This is a genomic window from Streptomyces sp. CA-106110, assembly GCF_050936285.1.
Classification (GTDB): Bacteria; Actinomycetota; Actinomycetes; order Streptomycetales; family Streptomycetaceae; genus Streptomyces.
Map to the genome: position 1 here is coordinate 12,205,030 of NZ_JBNJNB010000001.1, position 20,740 is coordinate 12,225,769.

The 20,740-nt window shown below is 67.2% G+C and carries 13 protein-coding genes and 7 pseudogenes; 8 read left to right on the plus strand and 12 right to left on the minus strand.

The features are described from left to right. Window positions 1–38 precede the first annotated feature (38 nt). A complete protein-coding gene (locus tag ACQEXA_RS56565; protein WP_432920408.1) occupies window positions 39–353 on the plus strand; it encodes a hypothetical protein in 315 nt (104 codons plus the stop codon). Between the two features lie 155 nt (window positions 354–508). Here ACQEXA_RS56565 and ACQEXA_RS56570 read toward each other — a convergent pair whose 3' ends face one another. After that, a complete protein-coding gene (locus ACQEXA_RS56570) occupies window positions 509–1,825 on the minus strand; it encodes an IS701 family transposase (RefSeq protein WP_433134217.1) in 1,317 nt (438 codons plus the stop codon). A 242-nt stretch (window positions 1,826–2,067) separates the two neighbouring features. On the opposite strand from ACQEXA_RS56570, the gene ACQEXA_RS56575 reads away from it, so the two are divergent. The 3 genes and pseudogenes from ACQEXA_RS56575 (at window position 2,068) to ACQEXA_RS56585 (ending at window position 5,863) form a co-directional block, all read left to right on the plus strand. Next, window positions 2,068–3,336 carry an ISL3 family transposase gene (locus ACQEXA_RS56575; protein ID WP_433134218.1) on the plus strand — a complete coding sequence of 423 codons (1,269 nt, stop codon included), beginning with the start codon at window positions 2,068–2,070 and terminating at the stop codon, window positions 3,334–3,336. Between the two features lie 630 nt (window positions 3,337–3,966). Further along, a complete protein-coding gene (locus ACQEXA_RS56580; protein WP_432920402.1) occupies window positions 3,967–4,770 on the plus strand; it encodes a TetR/AcrR family transcriptional regulator in 804 nt (267 codons plus the stop codon). Window positions 4,771–5,288: 518 nt separating this feature from the next. Further along, window positions 5,289–5,863: pseudogene (locus ACQEXA_RS56585) on the plus strand (FAD-dependent oxidoreductase). On the opposite strand, the gene ACQEXA_RS56590 reads toward ACQEXA_RS56585, so the two are convergent. After that, a protein-coding gene (locus ACQEXA_RS56590; RefSeq protein ID WP_432920399.1) for an IS5 family transposase occupies window positions 5,855–6,695 on the minus strand; the annotation gives its coding sequence in 2 pieces (ribosomal slippage) (window positions 5,855–6,515 and window positions 6,514–6,695; 843 coding nt in all). The pseudogene ACQEXA_RS56585 and the gene ACQEXA_RS56590 sit on opposite strands and share 9 nt — an antisense overlap. Before the next feature lie 171 nt (window positions 6,696–6,866). Here ACQEXA_RS56590 and ACQEXA_RS56595 point away from each other — a divergent pair. Beyond that, window positions 6,867–9,212, plus strand: a complete 2,346-nt coding sequence (locus tag ACQEXA_RS56595) for an FUSC family protein (RefSeq protein WP_433134815.1) — start codon at window positions 6,867–6,869, stop codon at window positions 9,210–9,212. A 135-nt stretch (window positions 9,213–9,347) separates the two neighbouring features. Here the strand turns inward: ACQEXA_RS56595 and ACQEXA_RS56600 are convergent. Together ACQEXA_RS56600 and ACQEXA_RS56605 are read right to left on the minus strand one after the other, a co-directional pair. Then, a pseudogene (locus tag ACQEXA_RS56600) lies at window positions 9,348–10,280 on the minus strand (transposase); the annotation flags it as partial. Between the two features lie 117 nt (window positions 10,281–10,397). Beyond that, on the minus strand, window positions 10,398–10,913 hold the full coding sequence (locus tag ACQEXA_RS56605; RefSeq protein ID WP_432920396.1) for a DUF1877 family protein: 516 nt from the start codon (window positions 10,911–10,913) through the stop codon (window positions 10,398–10,400). A 461-nt stretch (window positions 10,914–11,374) separates the two neighbouring features. Between ACQEXA_RS56605 and ACQEXA_RS56610 the strand changes: the two genes are divergently transcribed. The 3 genes and pseudogenes from ACQEXA_RS56610 to ribA form a co-directional block, all read left to right on the plus strand. Further along, a complete protein-coding gene (locus ACQEXA_RS56610) occupies window positions 11,375–12,412 on the plus strand; it encodes an IS630 family transposase (RefSeq protein WP_432920584.1) in 1,038 nt (345 codons plus the stop codon). A 23-nt stretch (window positions 12,413–12,435) separates the two neighbouring features. Then, window positions 12,436–14,403 (plus strand): annotated as a pseudogene (locus tag ACQEXA_RS56615) (penicillin acylase family protein). 215 nt (window positions 14,404–14,618) lie between these two features. Next, a pseudogene (gene ribA, locus ACQEXA_RS56620) lies at window positions 14,619–15,113 on the plus strand (GTP cyclohydrolase II RibA); the annotation flags it as partial. Between the two features lie 90 nt (window positions 15,114–15,203). Here the strand turns inward: ribA and ACQEXA_RS56625 are convergent. From ACQEXA_RS56625 to ACQEXA_RS56660, 8 genes and pseudogenes are all read right to left on the minus strand, one after another. Beyond that, window positions 15,204–16,061: pseudogene (locus ACQEXA_RS56625) on the minus strand (IS5 family transposase). Window positions 16,062–16,078: 17 nt separating this feature from the next. Continuing rightward, window positions 16,079–16,546, minus strand: a complete 468-nt coding sequence (locus ACQEXA_RS56630; RefSeq protein ID WP_432920388.1) for an SsgA family sporulation/cell division regulator — start codon at window positions 16,544–16,546, stop codon at window positions 16,079–16,081. 15 nt (window positions 16,547–16,561) lie between these two features. Continuing rightward, a complete protein-coding gene (locus ACQEXA_RS56635) occupies window positions 16,562–17,389 on the minus strand; it encodes an alpha/beta fold hydrolase (protein WP_432920385.1) in 828 nt (275 codons plus the stop codon). Between the two features lie 120 nt (window positions 17,390–17,509). After that, window positions 17,510–17,767, minus strand: a complete 258-nt coding sequence (locus ACQEXA_RS56640; RefSeq protein ID WP_359410156.1) for a WhiB family transcriptional regulator — start codon at window positions 17,765–17,767, stop codon at window positions 17,510–17,512. 16 nt (window positions 17,768–17,783) lie between these two features. Next, window positions 17,784–18,337, minus strand: a pseudogene (locus ACQEXA_RS56645) (Dps family protein). A gap of 76 nt (window positions 18,338–18,413) precedes the next feature. Beyond that, window positions 18,414–18,728 (minus strand): annotated as a pseudogene (locus ACQEXA_RS56650) (alpha/beta fold hydrolase); the annotation flags it as partial. Window positions 18,729–18,737: 9 nt separating this feature from the next. Continuing rightward, on the minus strand, window positions 18,738–19,109 hold the full coding sequence (locus ACQEXA_RS56655) for a hypothetical protein (RefSeq protein ID WP_432920382.1): 372 nt from the start codon (window positions 19,107–19,109) through the stop codon (window positions 18,738–18,740). 482 nt (window positions 19,110–19,591) lie between these two features. Then, entirely contained in the window at window positions 19,592–20,647 is a 1,056-nt protein-coding gene (locus ACQEXA_RS56660; protein WP_433134220.1) for an alpha/beta fold hydrolase, read from the minus strand. Window positions 20,648–20,740 lie beyond the last annotated feature (93 nt).

Here is a 20,740-nt window from a genome sequence, read left to right on the forward strand (position 1 = left end):
GGAGCCTTCAAACAACTGACTCCCCGCAGGAGGACGAATTGACGAGTATCAACGGTCGCGCTCCTCAGGGCCCCGTCAAGGCGTCGACCGGGGCCGCGTCCGCACCGAGAATGCCGGTCGCGGGATCGCTGGACCTGTGGCTGCTCGACGTCCGGGAGCTGGAAGGAGCCACACCCGGCACCGCCGACCTGAGTGCGGAGGAGCGGCACCGGATGGCCTCCCTCATTCGGGCAGAGGACCGGCTTCGGTACGCAGCGGCCCATCTGGCGCTGAGAGCCTGTCGGGTGGCTGATCATGCGCGAAGCGTGACGGCCGCGATCTGCCCTCTGGGTATGGCGACGGCCCCGGAATGATCACGTGGTGTGTGCCAGTGCGACAACTCCGAGGCCGTCAGCGGCCCATGCTATCCGTCCAGCCTGACCGATGAGATGTGGGAGATCATCCAGCCGCTCCTTCCCATGCGTGACCTGCGAAAAGGGGCTCTTCTGCCGCATCTCGACTTTCGCAGTCAGGCGGCGGCGGAGGCCCAGGCGTGCTGGACTTGCAGGATTTCGGTGGCTGTTGGGGCTTCGGCTCGAAGAGGGTTAAATCGGGCGGCGATGACGACACGTCGGAGCGCGGCGAGCATGTCCTCGAACGAGGGGTCCTTCTTGGTGGTGTACCAGGGGGCCGCGCGCCGATGGTCGGCCACGTCGGCGGTCCGGTCGCCGAACTGGCTGTACCACAGCGGGATCAGGCTGGTGCAGATCACGGCGAACGGCACGGTGCGCTCGACGGCGGCCCGGGTGCGGTTGCGGGCCTGCCCCGCACCGACGAACTGCTTGCCGTCGAAGACGGCGACCTCGATGGACCAGCGTCCCGCGTAACGGGAGACCAGGGCGGCGGCCGTGCTGGCGAGGTCGGTGGTGACCAGGGTCAGGTCCTTGCCCCGGGCGGCGGGGTCGCGCACGTTCAGCACCCGTGCGGCGCCGGGGCCGAAGACGCCGTACCACAGGCAGAGGGTCTCGGCCACCCGCACAGTGGCGGTGTGTCCGTAGCAGGTGGTGCGGCAGGGGCGGAAGCGGGCCCGGGCCGCGAGGCCGGCGCTGGTGCCCAGCCGGTCGCCCTTGAGCCGGGGGCGTCCGCGCCTGCCGGTCGGCGCGGACGGCAGGCGGTAGAAGACGGACCGACCGGCGGCCCGGGTGGTCCAGGTGATCCGCTCCGGCAGGCCGCGCAGCACGTGGGTGGCATAGGCGCCGTCGGCGACGACGTGCAGGGTGCGGTCGGGGAAGGCGCGGGCGAGCAGTTCCACCAGGGTGCGGGCGAGCTGGACCCGGCTGGCGGTGCCCTTGCCGCCCCACAGGCGCAAGAGCACCGGCAGGCAGATGGGGCGCGGGAAGCCGGGCAGGTGCGCCACCAGGTCGGCGATCACCCAGCAGTGTCCCCAGCCCACCTGAAGGGGCTTGGGGGCGTTGACCGAGCCGTCGTATCCCCACAGCACGCCGAAGATCTTCTTGCCGCGGCGGCGGAAGAACGTCTCGTCCACCGCCACTTCCAGGGCCGCGGCAGGTGGCAGCAGCAGGTCGGCGATCAGCTGGGCCAGCGCGAGGCCGACCCGGTCGGCCGACCAGCGGGCGGCCGAGAAGAAGCGGTGGGCGCGGGCGTGGTGCCACACCCCGCCCAGCCCGGCGCCCAGGAGCATGCCGCACACTGTGTGGCGGCCGGTCTGCGCGATCATCCCCACGACCAGGGCGGCGAACACCCGGTAAGTCGGCGCCCGGAAGCAGGGCCGGAAGACCTCCAGCAGCCCGGCCAGGGACGGCAGTACAGTCGAAGGCGGAAGCATCGACGAATCCCTCCTCCCAGGAGCGGAACCTTTCTACCGTCGATGCTTCCTCGCGTCCCGGCCGACGGCGACACCCGCCGCAAGAGAACCGATCGCCGCCCCAGTCGTCACTACCGACCAAGCAAACTGCGAAAGACGAGCCGCATGTGTGGGTGCCTGACCAGCCCTGATACGTGAAACACGCCGTCTTGCGCATATGGTTCAAGGTCTCTGAGGTCAAGATCCACATGCAGGAAGACGGCGTGTCTGCGAACAGGATATGGAAACGGTTGCTGACGGTCGAACGGGCCGTGGTCGAGCAGGTCGAGATCGACCAGGATGCGGGTGTGCTGGTCGCCCGGGTGCGGCCGGTGGTGCGGGAGCGGCACCGGTGCGGGATCTGCCGCCGCCCCGGGCGCGGCTATGACCAGGGGCGCGGTCGGCGCCGCTGGCGTTGCCTGGACGCCGGCACCGTGAAGGTGTTCCTCGAGGCGGAGGCGCCCCGGGTGCGCTGTCGCGAGCATGGCGTTGTGGCGGCCGCGGTGCCCTGGGCCCGGCACGGTGCCGGGCACACCCTGGTCTTCGACCAGCAGGCCGCCTGGATGGCCACCGAGTGCTCCAAGTCCGCCGTCGCGCAACTGATGCGTGTCTCCTGGCGGACGGTAGGGGCGATCGTCGAACGGTTCGTCGCCGACCGGGACACCGGCCTCGACCGACTGTCGGGGCTGCGCCGGATCGGTATCGACGAGATCTCCTACCGCAAGGGGCAGAAGTACATGACCGTGGTCGTCGACCATCACAGCCGGCAGGTGGTGTGGATGGCCGACGGCCACGGCCGCGCAGTCCTGGAGGGGTTCTTCGCCGAACTCGGCCCACAGCGGAGCGCGAAGCTGACACACGTATCCGCCGACGGCGCTCAGTGGATCGCCGACACCGTCGCCGCGCACCCCCCACGGGCGGTACGCACCATGGATCCGTTCCACGTCGTCGCCTGGGCCACCGAAGCGCTGGACGCTGAGCGCCGCGCGGGGTGGAACCGGGCCCGCCACCAGGCCCTGGATGCCGCCACCGCCAGGGCGTTGAAGGACTCCCGCTTCGCGTTGTGGAAGAACCCCGAGGACCTCACCCACCGCCAGCAGGCCAAGCTGGGCTGGATCGCGGCCACCGATCCGCGCCTGCACCGCGCCTACCTACTCAAGGAAGGCCTGCGCACGGTCTTCGCCATCGCCCGCGAGCAGGACACGCAGACGGCAATCGCGGCCCTGGACCGGTGGCTGTCATGGGCCCAGCGCTGCCGCATCGACACCTTCGCCGACCTCGGCCGTCGTATCCGCCGCCACCGCGAGGTCATCGTCAACGCCCTCGTCGAGCGTCTGTCGAACGGGCTGATCGAGTCGACCAACACCAAGACCCGCCTGATCATCCGCCGAGGGTTCGCCTTCCGCACCGCCAGCGCGGTCATCGCCCTCGTCATGCTCACCCTCGGCGGCGAACGCCCGAGCCTACCCGGACGCCAACTCGCCTCAACATGACCCACGCATCAGTCAGAAGAGCCCGAAAAGGGCATCGACTTGGGCATGGAGCAGCGGTCCAGCCGACAGGCCGCTCGCGGACGAAGCGGCCGGGCGGGGTACCTGCGCCCGGCACCCGCGAATGACAGCTCATTGCACCGCTCCTCCGCTGGGCAGATCCGAGCTGTTCAGACGTCTGGAAGCGCAGCGTGTCCGTCGCCGAGTCCTCCGGTGCGCCTGCCCGCTCGACGAGCACCTAGGTGCGGCATCGTCGCTGTCGGGGACTGCAAAGCACTCATCTCATGCAGCGAAAGATCCCGGCGCCCGATCGTCGGCTGACGGTGTCTACACGCACCCTCAAGTGCAACACTCATGATGTGACGGACGATTTGGTCCCGTAAATTTAATTCTTGGCTAGCATAGTCTAAAGCACTACAATGGGACTATATAGTCCATCTATCATCGACTAGACGAGCGGTGAGAGCCGAGCTCGAGCCCAGGTGGCGTAGCAAGACAGTAAGGCCTGACGCGTCTCCGGCTCACGGCCGAAGCCCGACGGCCAGCAGTCAGATGACCCACACGACGCGGCGGAGTGGGATTGACGAAGGCCCTTCTCCCTCGATCCCGAATCCCCCCAGAAGGAGGCAGAGAATGACGATCAAGAGCGGACAATTAGGCGAGGGCACCGTGGGGCTGATGCTCCGCGAGGCGTCAGCGCGAGCCGAGAGCGAAGGATCGTCGCTTGCAGTAGACGCCGGAACCAGGGGGATGCAGGCCCTCTCTCTGGAAGCCACGATGGCAGCCCCGCATAGTAAAGTCGGCCTCATGGCCGAAGATGATGTTGTTCCGTCGAAGAGGCGCCTGACGCCTCGCGGAGCTGTGACACGCGATCGCATCGTCCAAGCCGCTGCAGACCTCTTTTACGTTAAGGGCGTCAACTCGGTCACCTTGGACGACGTGCGAGCGGTGAGCGGGACCAGCAAGTCCCAGCTGTACCGCCACTTCGCTGACAAGGACGAGCTTGTGCACAGTGTAATTGAGCTGCGTGCCCAGCAAATTCTCGAGCGCGACCGGCAGCACCTGGAGCGGATGAGTTCCTTTCAGGCCCTGGAACGCTGGAGCGAGTCGATCATTCGACTCAATTCCCTCCAGGACGGTGCGTACGGGTGCGCCCTCGGTTCGCTGGTCGGAGCCCGCGCTGCTCAAGACTCTGCTGCGCGAAGCCTGCTCGCCGAGAAGTTCGGCGAGTGGGAGGAACTGATCGCTGCTGGCCTGCGCCGCATGCAGGAGAACGGCGAGCTCAAGAAGGAGGCCGACGCGGCAAAGCTCGCCGTGGCCGTAATGTCCGCCCTTCAGGGCAGCTACCTGCTCGCGCAGATGACGCGTGATGTCGAACCGATGCGTATCGCCATGGACATGGCCCTCGCTCACGTGAAGACGTACACCGTGAGCTGACGTATGCCCTCGCGGAGGCGGGCAGCAGAGCGGCAGTCGCTGCCTGTCTCCGAGGCGCCTCAGCAAGCAGCGGAGACCGCGCCTCGCAAGCAGCGTGCTCGGGCCGACGGCGCCTCGCACCGGAAGTGCAAATAAAGGACTGATAGGTCCTGAAACCGCACGAACCCGACCATCTTCTTTGGGTAGCGTCCTCGCGGCGCGCGAGACCCGCCGACGGGATGAGCCGAAGCGATGCCGCTCCCCGGCCACCCAGCTCCAGCCAGTTGGTTGGAGCAGCTGAAGCTGCTCTCCTGGCCACTCTCGCGGGCTGCGCCTTCACTCCAGTGGAACGTTCGCACGGTACGCGCTCACTGTCGTGCATCACATCTATGCGGACTGTTTAGTCCTTTATAATGGTCCCTGCCGACTGACAAGACCCGCCCTCCCGCAACCAGGAGCGCCCACCGAGACGTGTGGCCGCCACCAGACGCCCGGTTCGGCACGGGCAGCTGCTCGGCACACCGCGAAGGAGCAACGCCATGAGCCACCGCGAAGATCCCTACGACATCGTCGTCTTCGGAGCCGGCAGCGCCGGGTACGCCGCCGCGCTACGCGGGGCGCAGCTCGGACTCACCGTCGCCCTGGTCGAGCGCTACAAGCTCGGGGGAACCTGCCTGCACAACGGCTGCATCCCCACCAAGGCCATCCTGCATGCGGCAGAACTGGCCGACCAAGCACGCCAGGCCGGCGACGTGGGAGTGCGCGCATCTTTCCAAGGCATCGATTGGACGCCCTGCACGCGTACAAAAACAAGGTCGTCTCAGGCCTCTGCAACGGGCTCACCGGCCTCGTCCACGCACGCGGCATTACCTACGTGGAAGGAGAAGGCCGGCTGTCGTCGGCAACCTCCGTCGACGTCGGCAACCGTCGGCTCACGGGCCGTCATATCGTGCTCGCCACAGGATCTGTGCCGAGATCCCTGCCCGGACTGGAGATCGACGGCCATCGGGTGATCTCGTCGGACCACGCCCTCACCCTCGATCGCGTCCCCAAGTCAGTGATCGTGCTCGGTGGCGGCGTGATTGGGGTCGAGTTAGGACTCAAATCAAAATGAGGTTTTGAGGCGTCGCCAGCAGATGATGGCGCAGCCGAGGGTGAGGAAGGCCTGGTGGATGTCGGCGCGGACCTCCCAGCGGATGCGCAGGCGTCGGAACCAGTGCAGGAGGGCGAAGGCGGCTTCCACGACCCAGCGGTTCTTACCGAGGCCGCTGCCGTGGTCGGTGCCGCGCCGTGCGATGACGGGACGGATGCCCAGCTCGCGGACTTGTCGGCGGTAGATGTCATGGTCGTAGCCGCGGTCGGCGTAGAGCACGTCGGGGCGCCGGCGCGGGCGTCCGCGCTTTCCCCGGATCGGCGGCACCGCCTCGATCAGCGGAAGAAGTTGGGTGACGTCGTTGCGGTTGCCGCCCGTGACCGTGGCGGCCAGTGGGATGCCGTGGGCGTCGACGATGACGTGGTGCTTGCTGCCCGTCTTGCCGCGGTCCACTGGCGAGCGCCCGGTGGCGTTCCCGCCCTTCAAGGCCCGCAGGTGGGAGCCGTCGACGGAGGCCCGGGAGAGGTCGAGCATGTCACCGGCGCGCAGTTCGGCGAGCAGGAGTTCGTGCAGTTGCTGCCAGACTCCCGCTTCGTTCCAGTCCCGCAGTCGCCGCCAGCACGTTATCCCGGAACCGAAGCCGAGCTCCTGCGGCAGGAACTCCCACCGGATCCGTGTACAGCACGAACAAGATCCCGCACAGTACTTTGCGCTGGTCAAGCCGCTTACGGCCCGGATAGCGGTAGCGCCGCTCCACTGTCGGCAGCAGTGGCTCGATCCGTTCCCACAGCCCGTCCTCGACCTCCCACGGCCTGCGTGCACCCACCCCAGTAGCCGTCGCACACCCCCACATCGACCAAGTCAGTGCAAGAGAAACATCACTTGACGTTCAGTCATTCCACGCTCTCTTTCTGTTACCAGTCCTTAGCCGCGATCTGCCCGCCCCTCCGCTCCACTCCACCGGCCAGAACCCCTCAGCGCCGGCACTCCGTTCTCGCCCTGGGAGGCGCCCGTCGTGAAAATCATGCAGTTCCTGCAGCAACGAGACGCAGGCTTCACCGCGCTCCGCAGGTCCACCAGAGCTGCCGTCGTCGCGCCGGGGCTCTTCGCGATCACCACAGCGATCACCGACGACGCCACCATGCCTCTCTTCGCAGCCTTCGGCTCGATCGCCATGCTGCTGTTCGTCGAGTTCAGCGGCCCCATGCGGGAGCGGCTCATCGCACAGACCGCTTTGATCGCGGTCGGCGCGGCACTGATCCCCCTCGGCGCACTCACATCGCAAGAGACATGGCTCGCCACACTGGCAACAGCCGTCGTCAGCTTCCTCGTGCTGTTCTCCGGCGCGGTCAGTTCCACGCTCGCCACCGCCACCACAGCTCTGCTCATCAGCTTCATCCTGGCCGCAACCCTGCCCGGCCCCGTCCAGGCAATACCAGACAGGCTCGCTGGCTGGGCCATGGCCGGCGCCGCGTCCCTTGCGGCCATTCGATTCCTGTGGCCCACACCCACGAGAGAGCCGTTGAGGAACGCCACCGCACAAGCGTGCAACGCCATGGCGGCGCGGCTCAGGATCGAGGCCGACTGCATGCTCGGCGGCTTCGAACCCGCGGACAAGGAGGCACTCGAGACGATCGTCCCCTCGGCCCAGACAACGGTCAAAACACTACGGACCTCGTTCTACGCGACGTCCTACCGGCCAACGGGACTGACAACGTCCACCCGCATCCTCATCCGCCTCGTCGACGAGGTCCTCTGGCTGGAGGCAATCCTCGACCGAGTACCGCTCCCAGAGAAGACAGGACCCGCCGGCGCAGAGGTTTGCGAGCTCAAAGAAGCCGCCGCCGACCTGCTCGAGACCAGTGCCGAACTCCTGGCAGCGACCGACCACCGGGCACTCGACGAGCTGGACGCGGCCGCGAAACGCCTCGCACAGGCGCGCTCCGCGATGGAGTACGCGGCCGTGTCGGCCCGACTGACGGACACCGACAGCACCGCCACAGACCCGGCCCGCAATGACACCGAACGCAAGGCCGCCGCGAGCCAGTTCGTCAGCTCGCTCGAACCAAGCTTCCGCGCCCAGGAGATGAGCTTCGCGGTCTCCGCCATCGCGGCCAACATCGGGCTTGTGGTCCAGGCCCGTCAACGCACCCTGTGGCAGCGGCTCACCGGCCAGCACCCCGAACGTGTGCGCTCCACCCTGGCCTCAGCCCAGGAGCGGGCCAAGTCGCACGCCGAGCGCCACTCCGTGTGGCTCCACAACAGCGTTCGAGGAGCGATCTCCCTCGGGCTGGCCGTGCTCGTAGCCGACGTCGCCGGAGTGCAGCACAGCTTCTGGGTCGCCTTCGGCACTATGGCCGTCCTGCGTTCCAGCGCCCTTCTGACGGGGCAGAGCTCCCTGCGCGCGATCGCGGGCACCACGGCCGGCATCGTCATTGGCGGCACGCTGGTCTACCTCGTCGGTACGAATACCGCGCTCCTGTGGGTCCTGCTCCCCGCCGCCGTACTGTTCACAGGCCTCGCACCGGCGACGATCTCGTTCGCCGCCGGGCAAGCAGGCTTCACGATCTCGACCCTCATCCTGTTCAACATCCTTGAGCCCACTGGGTGGACGGTCGGCCTGGTGCGCATCGAGGACGTCGCCATCGGCTGCGGAGTGAGCGTGCTGATAGGACTCCTGTTCTGGCCCCGGGGCGCGGGATCAGCCCTCGGCCTGGCCACAGCGGAGGCCTTCGCCGAGAGTATCCGCTATCTGCGCAGCGCGATCGGGTACGGAGTGACACGCTGCGACACGCTCATCCCCACGACCCCTGTGCCAGAAGACGAGCGCTCCCGTGCGGCCGCGGCTGCCCGCCGACTGGATGACGCCTTCCGCGGGTTCCTCGCAGAACGCGGCACGAAACATGTGCCGCTGTCCGATGCCACCGCGCTGATCACAGCCGTCGCCGTGCTGCGCCTGACCGCAGACGCGGTGCTCGACCTGTGGAGTCGGGACCGGGGAACACCCGCCGGCGACAGGACCGCGGCGCGCACAGAGATCGATCAGGCCGGAACCGCACTTGCCACCTGGTACGAGAGGACGGCGAACGCCCTGTCCGGATTTGGGGAAGTGCCTAACCGTGCCGACCAGGATCCAGAAGCCGGAGCGCGGCTCATCCATGCCGTGGAGCGAGACCTCAACGACGGCGAAGGCCGATGGTCCTCCACCGCCATCCGCGTCGTATGGACCGCCGACCACATCGAAGCCGCCCGCAGGCTCGAGTCGGACGTGCTGAAGCCAGCCCAGGCCGTGGCAAGACTGCAACGCGACCGCAATGCGCGTATGAGCCCCTTCCGTCGAACACAACCGCCTCATACTCCCCGACGCTGAGCCACGATCCTCGCGAAGACATCATCCGGTCGACGTCGCCGGATGACTCAGAGCCGCCCACCAAACAAATTTCGTCGAGCTACCACTCGGAAATCTAGTGCTCTGGCCGCGTAGACCCCTCAGGGGGTTAACGCGTCAAGCGGCGACCGCGAGTGCGGTGGGGAAGGCCGCGTCTTCGTCGAACGGCCTCTGCTGTTGCAGACAGTGATAGAGCATCCCCAACATCCGGTTGAAGAGGTGTCTCTGGGCCGCGGCGTGCCAGTCTCCGTGGTCGTCGTGGTGTCGCGGGTAGTGGGCCTTGGCGCCGGGTGAGGCAGTGATCGCGGAGAAGGCCCACAGGTAGCCGGCATGGTTGAGACGGTCGTTCTTCACCCACCGTCTGGTGATGGACGACTTCTTGCCGGACGCTCTGGTGATGGGCGAGGAGCCCGCGTATGCCTTCAGGCCGCGTGCGTCGGCGAAGCGTTCGCGGTCGTCTCCGATTTCGGCCAGCACCCGGGCGCCGAGCTGGACGCCAAGGCCAGGGAAACTGAGGATGATCTCAGCGTCCGGGTGTTGAGGGAAAGCCTCTTCGACCGCCTCGGCGAGGTCGTCAGCGGCGACGCAGGCGGCCTCCAGCTGGACGAGCAGGGCCAGCATCTGCTTGCCGAGCGCGTCCTCGACCAGCGGAGGCTGGTGGGCCCAGTCGGCGCGAAAGACCTCACGGAGCCGTTCGGCCTCGGCATCGATGCCGCGTTTGCGGCCGGCCCGCCTGAGGGTGGCCTGGAGCTGGGTGCGGGTCAGTCGCGCGGCACGGGTCGGCGTCGGGGCGGCCTTGAGGATCTCGCGGGCCTCCATACGACACAGCCCGTTCTTCCATGGCTCGAAGGCTGCCAAGGCGGACGGGTAGTACTCCCGCAACAGGGACCGGAGCTGGTTGGAAATCTGCTGTCGATTCCACGTCGCGTCCTGCTGGGCGCGGGCCAGGACGGCGAGGGCACGGGCCAGGTCCGAGTCGTTCGGCAGGGCTCGGTGGGCGTGCATATCCGTGCGCAGGATGTTGGCCAGCACGAGGGCGTCGCCCGGGTCGAAAGCGCGCGAGTTCGCGGATTCCTGGAAGGGCAGGCCCGGGAACCCGCGCGGCGGTCGCTGGTTCAGGGTGGATTTCAGGTGGGTTGAGCGTCGTGGCGTACTGGTCGAGGCTGCTCAATCAACCCAGGTGACAACCGCGAGGTGACGGCGGGAGGCGGAGTGGTAGAAGTCCCGTAGCGCGTCGAAGTGCTGCCCGAGGTATGCCGAGAGGTTCCCGTCGAAGCCTTCAAAGCCGCATGCCCGGGCTGCTTCCGCGCTGTCTTCCGGAAGCTGGGCGATGGCTTTGCTCACGTCAATGGCATCGAGAGCGTGGGCGATCTCGGTCACGAGCTCCGGCGGCAGAAGGGCGGGAGGGGCACCGAAGCCGTCGTAGACCTCAGGGTGATCGAGGAATCCGATGTCACCTCCGGTGTCGCCGGTGATGCTCCGCTCAAGGGCGTTCGTGTGCGCGGCATCGATGTGGGCCCAGCGGAAGACTTTGATCAGGCCCCAGATCGCCCAGTCGAGGTCGAGGGTGTCCTCGGCCGGGGGGTTCCAGCCGGGGTCGTTCTCCTGCGAATCCGCAGCGGTCTCACGGCACTGGGCCAAGTACTGGAGGCTCACGCGTGCGAGTTGTTGGGTGAGGGCCATGAAGGGAGTTTGGCGGTGTCTTCCCGTCGCGTCACGCGAGTATCGACTCGTTGGACTGAAGTTCCCCCGCTGAGCTGGACAGCCTGATACTGGGACGGTTGGGTCCCAGAGGAAACAGTCCAGGTTGAGTGGCAAGAGCAACATGGTGCGCCACGAAGTCCAACGCAATCGTGTGGAGATGGAAGGGGTCCACCGCCGGGCCGTCGCAGCGGCCGGGTTGAAGTTGGAGGCAGCCCGATCCGGGGATCGCCGGAGAAGGTGGAAAGCAGCCTTGACAACGTCGGGACGGGTCGGCACTGCCAGACGGTCCGGGCCCGGCTAAGCGGATGACCTGAAGTTCTGCGCGGAATCCGGGGCGGCGGCGTCGGCCGGGCGCGATGGCCTCGATGACACGGGGACCTCGCCGGGTGTTGTATCGAGGTTGAACAAACTATGACAAAACCGGCGAGGTCAAGGCCAGTATGCGTCCGGCATCCGTGTTCGCCAACCCTCCCGGCGTGGCGGACCAGCACCTGTACCACCTGCTGCACCACCGCTGGCGGGAGGCCGCCCGCGTCGTGATGGTGCTGCTGTCCGCCGCCGGCCTGACCGCAGGAGAGATCGGCGAGCTGCTCGGCTACCACCCGGCCACGGTGCGCCGCTGGATCCACCGCTACCACGCCGACGGCGCCCCGGGCCTGGCCGACCGCCCCCGCCCAGGACGCCCCCGGCTCGGCGGGCCGAGGTTGAGCGAGCGCATCCGCCGCCTGCTGACCCGCCCCGGGCCGTGGACCGTCCGCCGGATCCACCACCGCCTGGGCCGGCCGAAGATCAGCCCGCGCACCGTTTACCGGCGCACGCGCGAGCAGGCGGCCTGGCGGCGGCCCCGCCTGACGGCCAAGGGCGACCCGAACCGGCGGCGCGTCCTGGCCGCCCTGCGCCGGCAACTGCGGGCCCTGCCCCGTGGGTCGGTGGTCCTGGCCGAGGACGAGACCCACCTGCACCTGCTGCCGCACATCCGGGCGAGCTGGATCCTGCGCGGGACGCGGCAGCAAGTGGCCACCCCGGGAAAGAACCGGCAGACCACCGTCTTCGGTGCCCTGGAGGTGGCCACCGGCGCCTGGGTCTACACCCTCGACCGCCGCCGCAGTGCCGCCACCTTCGTCGCCTTCCTCCAACTGCTGCTGGCCGCCTACCCCGACACCCCGGCCGTCGCGGTGCTCTGCGACAACGACAGCATCCACCACGCGAAGGCGGTGACCGCCTACCTGGCCGACCAGCCCCGCCTGCGCCTGCTGTTCGGCGCCCGCTACAGCCCGCACGACAACCCGGTCGAGCGCATCTGGGCCGCGCTGAAGGCGTTCCTCGCCAACACCGCCGTCACCTGGCCGAGCCGCCTGCGCCAGGTCCACGCCTTCTTCCGACAACGCTCACCCACCCAGATGCTGACCACCGCCGCACCCTGGTCCTCACCCTGGCTGCCGAGGGATTACGCGCAGAACTTCAGGTCATCCGCTTAGCAAGGTCAGAAGGCGTAACGCAAGTGAACCAGTGGTTGAAGCTCCGTAACCTTGAGCTGTGGCATGCCGAGGACGTCTTGCTCGTGCGCACCGTTGGGCTCTTCTTCAACGCTGAGCACGAGGTGGCGCGTGCGCGCACGTTGCGTGACTTCGGACCAGAAGTCGAGGAGTTGCGGCAGCCTCGGGAGCCGGCGGACCCGTTTCTACTCCCGGACGGGCTTGACTTGTCCGAAATCGAGGACGAGGTTCTGAGCCTCTACCGCCTTGCCTTCTCGCCTGTCACCTATCCCGGCCAGGAGACGCCGAATGCTGCCGTGCGGCCGGTGGACGGCAGCAACAACTGGATTGTTGCCGCCACCAAGACCGAGACAGGCCGGCCGATTCTCGCGAGCGATCCGCACCGAGCTCTGACGCTGCCTTCGTTGCGTTACATCGCGCACCTCGAGGCGCCTGGATTGAGCGTGATCGGGGCTGGCGAGCCAAATCTGCCGGGCATTTCGCTTGGTCACAACGGCAGGGTTGCGTTCGGTCTGACGATCTAGCCGGCCGACATGGAGGATCTCTACGTATACGAGCTCGATCCATCCGATCTGGGGCGTTACAGGTACGGCGACCAATGGGAACGTTTCAAGGTCGTTTCAGAGTCGATCGGGGTCCGCGACTCGGATCCGGCGGAGGTCCGGCTCACCTTCACGCGACACGGTCCGGTCATCCACACAGATCCGGAGCGTCGGTTCTCCGTAGCGGTCCGCGCCGCGTGGCTCGAGCCGGGAATGGTGCCCTACCTCGGAAGTCTTGCGTACCTCGGCGCCGAGAACATCGACGAGTTCCTTGCTGCGCTCGAACACTGGGGTGCGCCCGCGGTCAACCAGATCGTCGCGGCCCCGAACGGGGGGATCGCCTGGCAGGCAAGCGCAGCGATTCCTAAGCGACCTAACTGGGACGGCAGCCTGCCTGTGCCCGGTGATGGCCGATACGAATGGGACGGCTACGCCCGGGCCAGCGACCTGCCCCGGGTGCGGAATCCGGAGTCGGGCTGGTTCGCGAGCGCCAACGAGATGAACCTTCCCGAGGCCTTCCAGAAGGCCGGACCTCCGGTGACGTACGACTGGCCCAGTCGTGGCCGGTACGAGCGGCTTGCCGACTGGCTGGACGAGAGCTCCGAGGTCTGCGTCTCGGAGAGCGTCGAAATGCAGAGCGATGCTCTGAACGTGCACGCACGCGAGGCGCTGGACCTGCTCGCTCCCATCGACATTGCGCAAGTGGGCGAAGGCAGTCTGTTCGAAGCTCTCCGGCGGTGGGACGGCGTCGAAGATGTCGACTCGCAGGAGGCTGCGGTATTCGAGGTCTGGTTCCGCCGGCACTTCCGTAAGTCGCTCGCAGAGTCCCACCTACGTCGAGACGGCTTCGAGGGCGAGCGTCTGGACGGTGCGATCAAGGTCTTGTTGCGTGACGAGACGTTCGGCGGCGACCTGCGTGCCGAGCTTCGGATGCTTCGTGCGATCGACTGGCACGATGCCCGGGTCGCGAAGGAGCTCACCAAGGTGGTGAGTGGCTCTCTGGCAGATGCCGCCAAGGAGCTGGAAGAGCTCCTTGGACAAGACCGGAGCTCGTGGACGTGGGGCCGGTTGCACCACTCGACGTTCATCAACCTCGCGCTCGACCCGACATCTGGGGTTCCCGACCAGTGGAAGCGCGTCGGACCACTGCCCAGATCGGGTAGCGGCGACACGGTGGGACTGACTGCATACGACCGGAACTTCCGGCAGACGGGTGGTTCCACGTTCCGCATGGTTGTGGACGTCGGCAACTGGGACGGCAGCCTGGCCATGAACTCTCCCGGTCAATCGGGCGACCCACGTTCGCCTCACTACGACGACCTGTTCGTGCCGTGGGCTCGAGGTGAGGCGTTTCCGCTGCTCTACAGCAGGGACGCGGTGCTCCGGCATGTCGAGATGACCATCCGCCTCCGACCTGCTGCCCGCAGTTGACCAAGGCGCGTTCTTCATCGTTGCGTCGCGCTGTCATTACATGCGGCGCGGGCACACGTTGGCGGGACGGCCGGGTCAAGACCGTCCCGCCCATGCGCCCCCCGCTACATTCCCCACCGCCAGGCCGCTGACCAGGAGAAATACAGAGGTCCGGCTGGAGTACCAAGTAGGGTCGGGGACTGGCGCGGTGGCTGCTGCTCCGTTTCCAGTCCCCGCCGGACACCGGCGACGCCCCGCTGGTCCGTCCCCACTCCGAGTGCGTCACCGGCGACGTCTTCGGCTCCGCCCGCTGCGACTGTGGCCCCCAGCTGCGCGAGGCGGTCGAGCGCATCGCGAGCCGCGACGGCTACCTGCTCTACCTCCGCCAGGAAGGCCGCGGCATCGGCCTCTACAACAAGCTCGACACCTACGCGCTGCAGGACCAGGGCTACGACACCTACGAGGCGAACGCCGCCCTCGGCCTCCCGGAGGAGGGCCGTGACTGCACCGCCGCCGCCCAGATGCTCGCCCCCCTCGGCGTCGGCAGCGTCGACCTGCTCTCCAACAACCTCGGCAACGCCGCGCAGCTGCGCGGGCTCGGCGTCCCGATCCGCGACCGCGTCCCCACCGGCTTCCACGCCACCCTGCACAACCTCCGCTACCTGCGCGCCAAGGTGGAGCACACCCAGCACACCATCGCACTGGAGCCGTTGTCCGAGCTCGCCGGCTGATCTCGAGCCGGCCGTGTGAACGTCGCCCGCGGGGCGGAGTGCCTCCGGAGGAGGACAGGGGGTTGAGGGCCGCACGAGTAGGTGATTCGATCACGGCCGATTCGCGGGCCGGCCATCCCACCTGCAGAGGGTCCATGACTCGCGGATGAGCCTGCGAACAGTGATGACGGCGTCGGCGAGGTCGAAGAACGCGTCGATGACTTTCTCGCTGCGCTCCTAGCAGCGCTGTAGCTTGCCGAAACTGTTGTGCCAGGCATTGGTGCGCTCGACGTGCCAGCGCTGCCCGGCCTGGATGGGGGCCTTGTCGCCCTTGTGCGCGATGTCGCCGTGCATGCCGCGGGATGCCAGCTCGTCACGGGACTTGCCCGAGTCGTAGCCGGCGTCGAGGTGGACGGTGATGTCGTCCGGGAGCGGGCCGATGTCATCGAGCTGTTCCAGCGTGGCGGCCGGCAGCGGGGAGTCGTGCCGGCCGGCCGGGGCCAGGACCCGGCCCAGCGGGATCCCGCCGCCGTCGACCGCGATGGACCGCTTCATGCCCTGTTTTCCCCGGTCAACGGGGCTGCGCCGGGCGCACTCGCCGCCGCCGGGCGCCTTCGTGATGCACCCGACGACGGAGATGTCCCGCAGCAGCAGACCGACGATGCGGTCATAGGCCTCCCGCGCGATCGTCGCCAGCCCGGCGAAGATCCCGGCCCTGATCCACTCATCGCGACGGTTCCGGATGGTGGTAGCGCCGCAGGTGCTGTCGGCGATGGCCTCATACGAGCAGCCGAAACGGCAGACCTGGAGCAGCTTCTCGAACACGATCCGGTCTGCGATCCGGCGCCGGCGGCAGCCCAGCGGGTGGGCAGCGTCATAGGCCGACCGCGCGGGAGGAAGCGCGGAAAACTGGTCGCACAGCGGCTCCAGCAGCCATGACGGGAGGACAGGAACAGGGACTCCCGTGATTACGAAGCATAGAGAATTCACAAGCCGCTGCGCAGTCGTTGCAGTACGGCGTCCCAGTCGATCAGACGGCTCTCGGTCCCCAGGGGAACGAGCGTGAGACTGTCCGAGACGAGCCAGGTGCGCATCGTCGAGAACGGAATCTCCAGCAGCGCCCAATCTCCGGCCCCCTTGAGCAGGATGCTCAGTTGTCCGCCGCCAAGGCGGGAGCGGGGTGGCCAGATCCGGACGTCGCATAGGCCGGCCGGACGCTGAATGCCCTCCCACAGCAGCTCGCGGGAGAGCTTCCAAACGACAGGGGGGCGATCGGCGGACTCGCTGGGGAATTCGAGGGTCACGACATACGGGTCGCTCATGCGGTAGATGAACCGCAGCGGGAGCGTGAGACAGACGTCATCACTCATGACGATGTGGCCGTCCAGTTCGAGTTCCGTCGTTCCGGAGTCTGCGGCGGAGCCATCGCCCTGGACCATGTGGTGTGTGGACACGGGGCCTCCCGGGCCTCAGTGGGCGGCCTGGGAGGCCGCGATGATCGTGTCGGCACGCGTGATGAGGGATAGGTGGCCCTCGAGGACCTTGGCGATTTGCGAGCGTGCCCGCTGTGCGATGAAGAGCTGCTCGGGCGCGGGGATCGCGTGGTCCCGGGTGCCGACGACCGCCCAGGACGGCAGCGACTTCCGAGCGCGGGTACCCGAGGGCTGCGAGCCGGCGCTCACCGCGAAGGGCCGCTGGCCTGCGGCCGGCAACCTGGCTTGGGTGGCCGGGACACCGTTGGCGAAGCATCCGGCGAAGCCCTGGTAGGTACCGCTGGGCGCGTACTTGAGGTAGGCGTCGGCGTCGCCGGGCAGGGCATCGGGGTACGGGACGAGATTGAGGAAAGTGGAGGGATCGGCGGTGATGCAGGGCCCGGGCCAGGCGGCGTTGATCTGGAAGGCGGTCTCTCCCTCGTCGCGGATGTTGGCGTCGTCGTAGACCAGAGCCCGTACGTGGGTTGAGCCGCCCGCGGAATTGGTGATGACCATGCCGCCGTCGGAATGGCCGGCCAGGATCACCGGGCCGGGGATGGAAGCGACGAAAGGCGCGTGGACGGTGTAACTCGCGTGCACCAGACGGGACATGACGCGGTTCCTGCCGGACGTGTCGGCCCAGGCTCCGTGCACGAGCACGATCGTGGGCTTGATCTGTGCGACGGCGTCGTGATGGGTGATGGTCGCCGCGGTCGTGGTCTTCAACGGCGCAGCGGTCACAGGCGCGGCGAAGGCCAGCGCGCCGGTGGCTGCGACCGCGCATGCAACGGCGAGGTCCCGGCGGACGGACGTGGAGGCACGCATGAGGTCTCCCTTGATGCGGAGGCCGCTTCCGGTGATGGAGGCGGTCGAAGTGATAGAGGCGGTAAAAGGGGTCACGAATGAAACGGAGGTGAGGCGCGTAGGGCCGAGAGTCCGCGCGAACTACGCCGCCCGTCGGTCGGCCTCGGTGAGGCCTCCCCACACTCCGTAGGGCTGGGCGGTCAGTAGCGCGAAGGCCGCGCAGGGTCGGCGGACCGGGCACCCGCTGCAGATCTCCTGGGCGCGCTGTTCACGCTGTCGCCGCCGGGCGCCGCGCTCGTCGGACGGTGAGAAGAAGACGGAGCTGTCCATCCCGCGACAGGACGCGGAGCCCTGCCAGTCCCAGTCATCGAGCAGAGGCTTCGAACTGAGCGGCTTCATGGCTCTGCCCTGCCGCTCAGCTCTGCACGAGCGGGGTCACGACCAAGTGCTCCGCCAGGGACCAGACCTGGCGCTCGCCGGTACGGATCACCTGGGAGACGAGCAGATTCTGGCTGCTGTCGTCTCCGAGTTCGGCAGTGCGGGCGGCCGCGTCATGGGCGTCGGTGAGGATGATCTCCTGGGCCTCCAGGAGACGGGACAGCATCGCGGGTATCTCTTCGACGCCGTCCGGGGGCGCGGGATGGACGTGAACTCGGCGGCGTGCCGGGGGTCGCCCACGGCGACGCCGCCCAGGTAATGCACACGCTCGGCGATGTCGTCGATCAGGGCGAGTTGCTGCTCGGCGTACTGGTCCAGCAGCAGATGGAGCGGGTAGAACATGGCGTCGCGCATGAGCCAGTGATGCTTCTTATAGAGCGCGTACAGGAACTGGGTGTCTACCAGCAGCTGGTTGAGGCGCTGGCAGGAGTACATACGGGCGTCGTAGGACAGCGCGATCGGGAACTGCTTGGCTGTTCCGAACTCCTGGATCAGCCGGCTCTTCTGGTGCAATGGGGGCTGGCTAGACATGTTTGGCTCCTGTTCGGCCGGAAAGTGGCAGCCCAGCCGGTACGGCGGGCTGTACGTGGCGGGTGGGGGGGCTCGGTCAGCCACGGCTTTGACGGCGGTCGGCCGCGCGCTTGGGGTGGGCGAGCATGACCAGGTGCGAGGAGTCGACCTCGATCGTGGGCATCCCAGCACGCTGGTAACCGAAGCACGCGACATCGGGGTTGATGGTGTGATCCGACGCGGCGACCAGACCCCAGGCGGGCTTGGTCTTCCACGCCGCTGTGGGTGCGGCCTCGGTAAATGCCTGGGCTGCCAGCGGGCGCTGGGACACGGCGAGCACCTCGTCGAGGTCACGCGCGACGTCGGCGGCGAAGATCGCCGGGAACCGGGCGACGTCGACGGAGACATCGGTGTCTTCCTCTCAGCCACTGACCTCGACGAGCACTACACCCTGACCGCTCGCGAGTTTGCGGAGCTCATCGGCAGGGCCGACCACACCCTGGTGCGGGCGGGCCATGCTCGACGCGCTGGTGGCCGGAGAACGCAACCCGCGCACCCTCGCAAACCTCGGCAAGGGCAACCTGGTCAAGAAGAAGCCGGCCCTCATCGAGGCCCTACCGGGCAGTTCGAAGACCACCATGCCCGGCTGCTGCGGGTGCTGCTGTCCACCGTCGTCAAGCGCCGCGGCCTTGCCGACGCTCTGGTCGCCGTCGCCCGCTCGATACTCGTCTTGGCCTGGCACCTGATCAACGACCCGGACGCCTCCTATCAAGGGCTCGGTGTCGACTGGCACCGCAGTCACCTCGACCCCGCCCCGAAACCCGCGACCTCGTCCGCCAACTCCAGGCCCTCGGCCGCCAAGTCGCGCTCAGCCCGGCATCAGCCTGACCGTCCCGTCGAACCGCCGTCCGGTCCGCAAGCGGCCCGGATGCTGCCGGCTGCCCTCCCGCACATCGATTTTCCGATCAGCTTCACAGTCAAGCTCAGGCTATGTAGGCGCGTTGAAGTATCACGATCAGGCCGCTGGCGAGCAAGAGAGCGACTGCTCCCAGAACGATGATTTTTGTGTGGTCGCTCATTTTCAAGCTCGTCTTCCGTGTCGGAAATTTATGGCAGTCTGCACGGGCCTGCTGTGTGATGTGCAGTCCTTCGACCGTTCCGTCATCGGATCGCGCCGGTGAAGATCCTCGTCACCACCAGCGCGACCCTATCCACGGAGATACTCCCCGCCGTCTGCAGGGATCGTCGTTGCTCATTCCTTGACGGTGATGAATGCTACTTCTGCAGGAAGGAGCGCAGCAGAGCCGTCACTTCCTTCGGCCTCTCCTCGTTCACGAAGTGGCCCGTATTCTTCAGGAGTCGTCCCTGGACGTTCACGGCGTACTCATGCCACTGGTTGGGGACCCCTGAACCGAAGGAGAGCTGGCCACCGATCGCGAGGATGGGCATCTTCAACTTGCCCTGAGCCAGGAATTCCTTGTTCTGCTGAACATCCGTGCGAAGCCCACGGTAGACATTCATCCAGGCCGTCGCGCGGCCGGGCTCCTTCAGGAAGTGGGCGTAGTAGTCAAAGTCCGACGCCGTGAACGGCGACTTGTCGCCCGCCACGTACTCGAGCATCATGTCGTGGACGAGGACGCGTTCGTGACCGGCCATCAGCTTTTCAGCGAGGGGCAGCTGGAACAGGCCGAAGTGCCACGGCGAGGGCTTGCTCGGGTCGGCGTTGAGCGCCGGGTAGGTGTAGATGCTCTTATCCGGGATGGGAGCCTCCATCACAGCCATGCGGCGCACTTCCGACCGGAACTGCGCCGCATAGCCGTAGGCGACCCACATACCAATATCGTGGGCGACAACCTGCACGCCGTTGTTGAGCTTCAGCTGCGTCAGCAGCTGATGCACGTCCTTCGCCAACTGCGCCGCGTCGTAACCACCCTCGGTGACCTGGGACTGGCCGGCACCACGCAGGTCGACGGCGATCACGGTGTGCGTCCTGGACAGCGGAACCATCTCCTGCCGCCACTCAGACCAATCCTCGGGGAACCCGTGGATCATCACCACAGGCGAACCTTCACCACCCCGAACGTAGTGCATGCGAAAGCCATCTACTTCCGCGAACTTGGACTGAAAGCCAGCGGGTGGCAGGGACTGCGGGTAGGACGACGTTGACTGCGCCGCCACGGAGTCGTGCTCGCGACTCACGCCCCATGCTCCGACGCTCGAGACCACGGAGCCCACCAGGAGAGCCACCACAGCCGTGATGAGCGCGATGAGCCTGTTGGTCTTTCCTATCCCGATGCGTGGATCTTTGCTGGACAGCTTACTGTCGTTCACTTTCTTGTTCTTTCTCTGTGTTTTTCGAGGTTCACTGCAGGCGCCGTGTACGCGGTGCCGACGTGCAAGGTTGCGGTCTGTCAATCAGGTGAG

Coding starts and splice junctions, on each gene's coding strand:
- ACQEXA_RS56570 (WP_433134217.1), bottom strand. CDS start 1,825: ATGCTTCCGCCTTCGACTGTACTGCCGTCCCTGGCCGGGCTGCTGGAG.
- ACQEXA_RS56580 (WP_432920402.1), top strand. CDS start 3,967: ATGACGATCAAGAGCGGACAATTAGGCGAGGGCACCGTGGGGCTGATG.
- ACQEXA_RS56595 (WP_433134815.1), top strand. CDS start 6,867: ATGCAGTTCCTGCAGCAACGAGACGCAGGCTTCACCGCGCTCCGCAGG.
- ACQEXA_RS56605 (WP_432920396.1), bottom strand. CDS start 10,913: ATGGCCCTCACCCAACAACTCGCACGCGTGAGCCTCCAGTACTTGGCC.
- ACQEXA_RS56610 (WP_432920584.1), top strand. CDS start 11,375: ATGCGTCCGGCATCCGTGTTCGCCAACCCTCCCGGCGTGGCGGACCAG.
- ACQEXA_RS56635 (WP_432920385.1), bottom strand. CDS start 17,389: ATGCGTGCCTCCACGTCCGTCCGCCGGGACCTCGCCGTTGCATGCGCG.
- ACQEXA_RS56640 (WP_359410156.1), bottom strand. CDS start 17,767: ATGAAGCCGCTCAGTTCGAAGCCTCTGCTCGATGACTGGGACTGGCAG.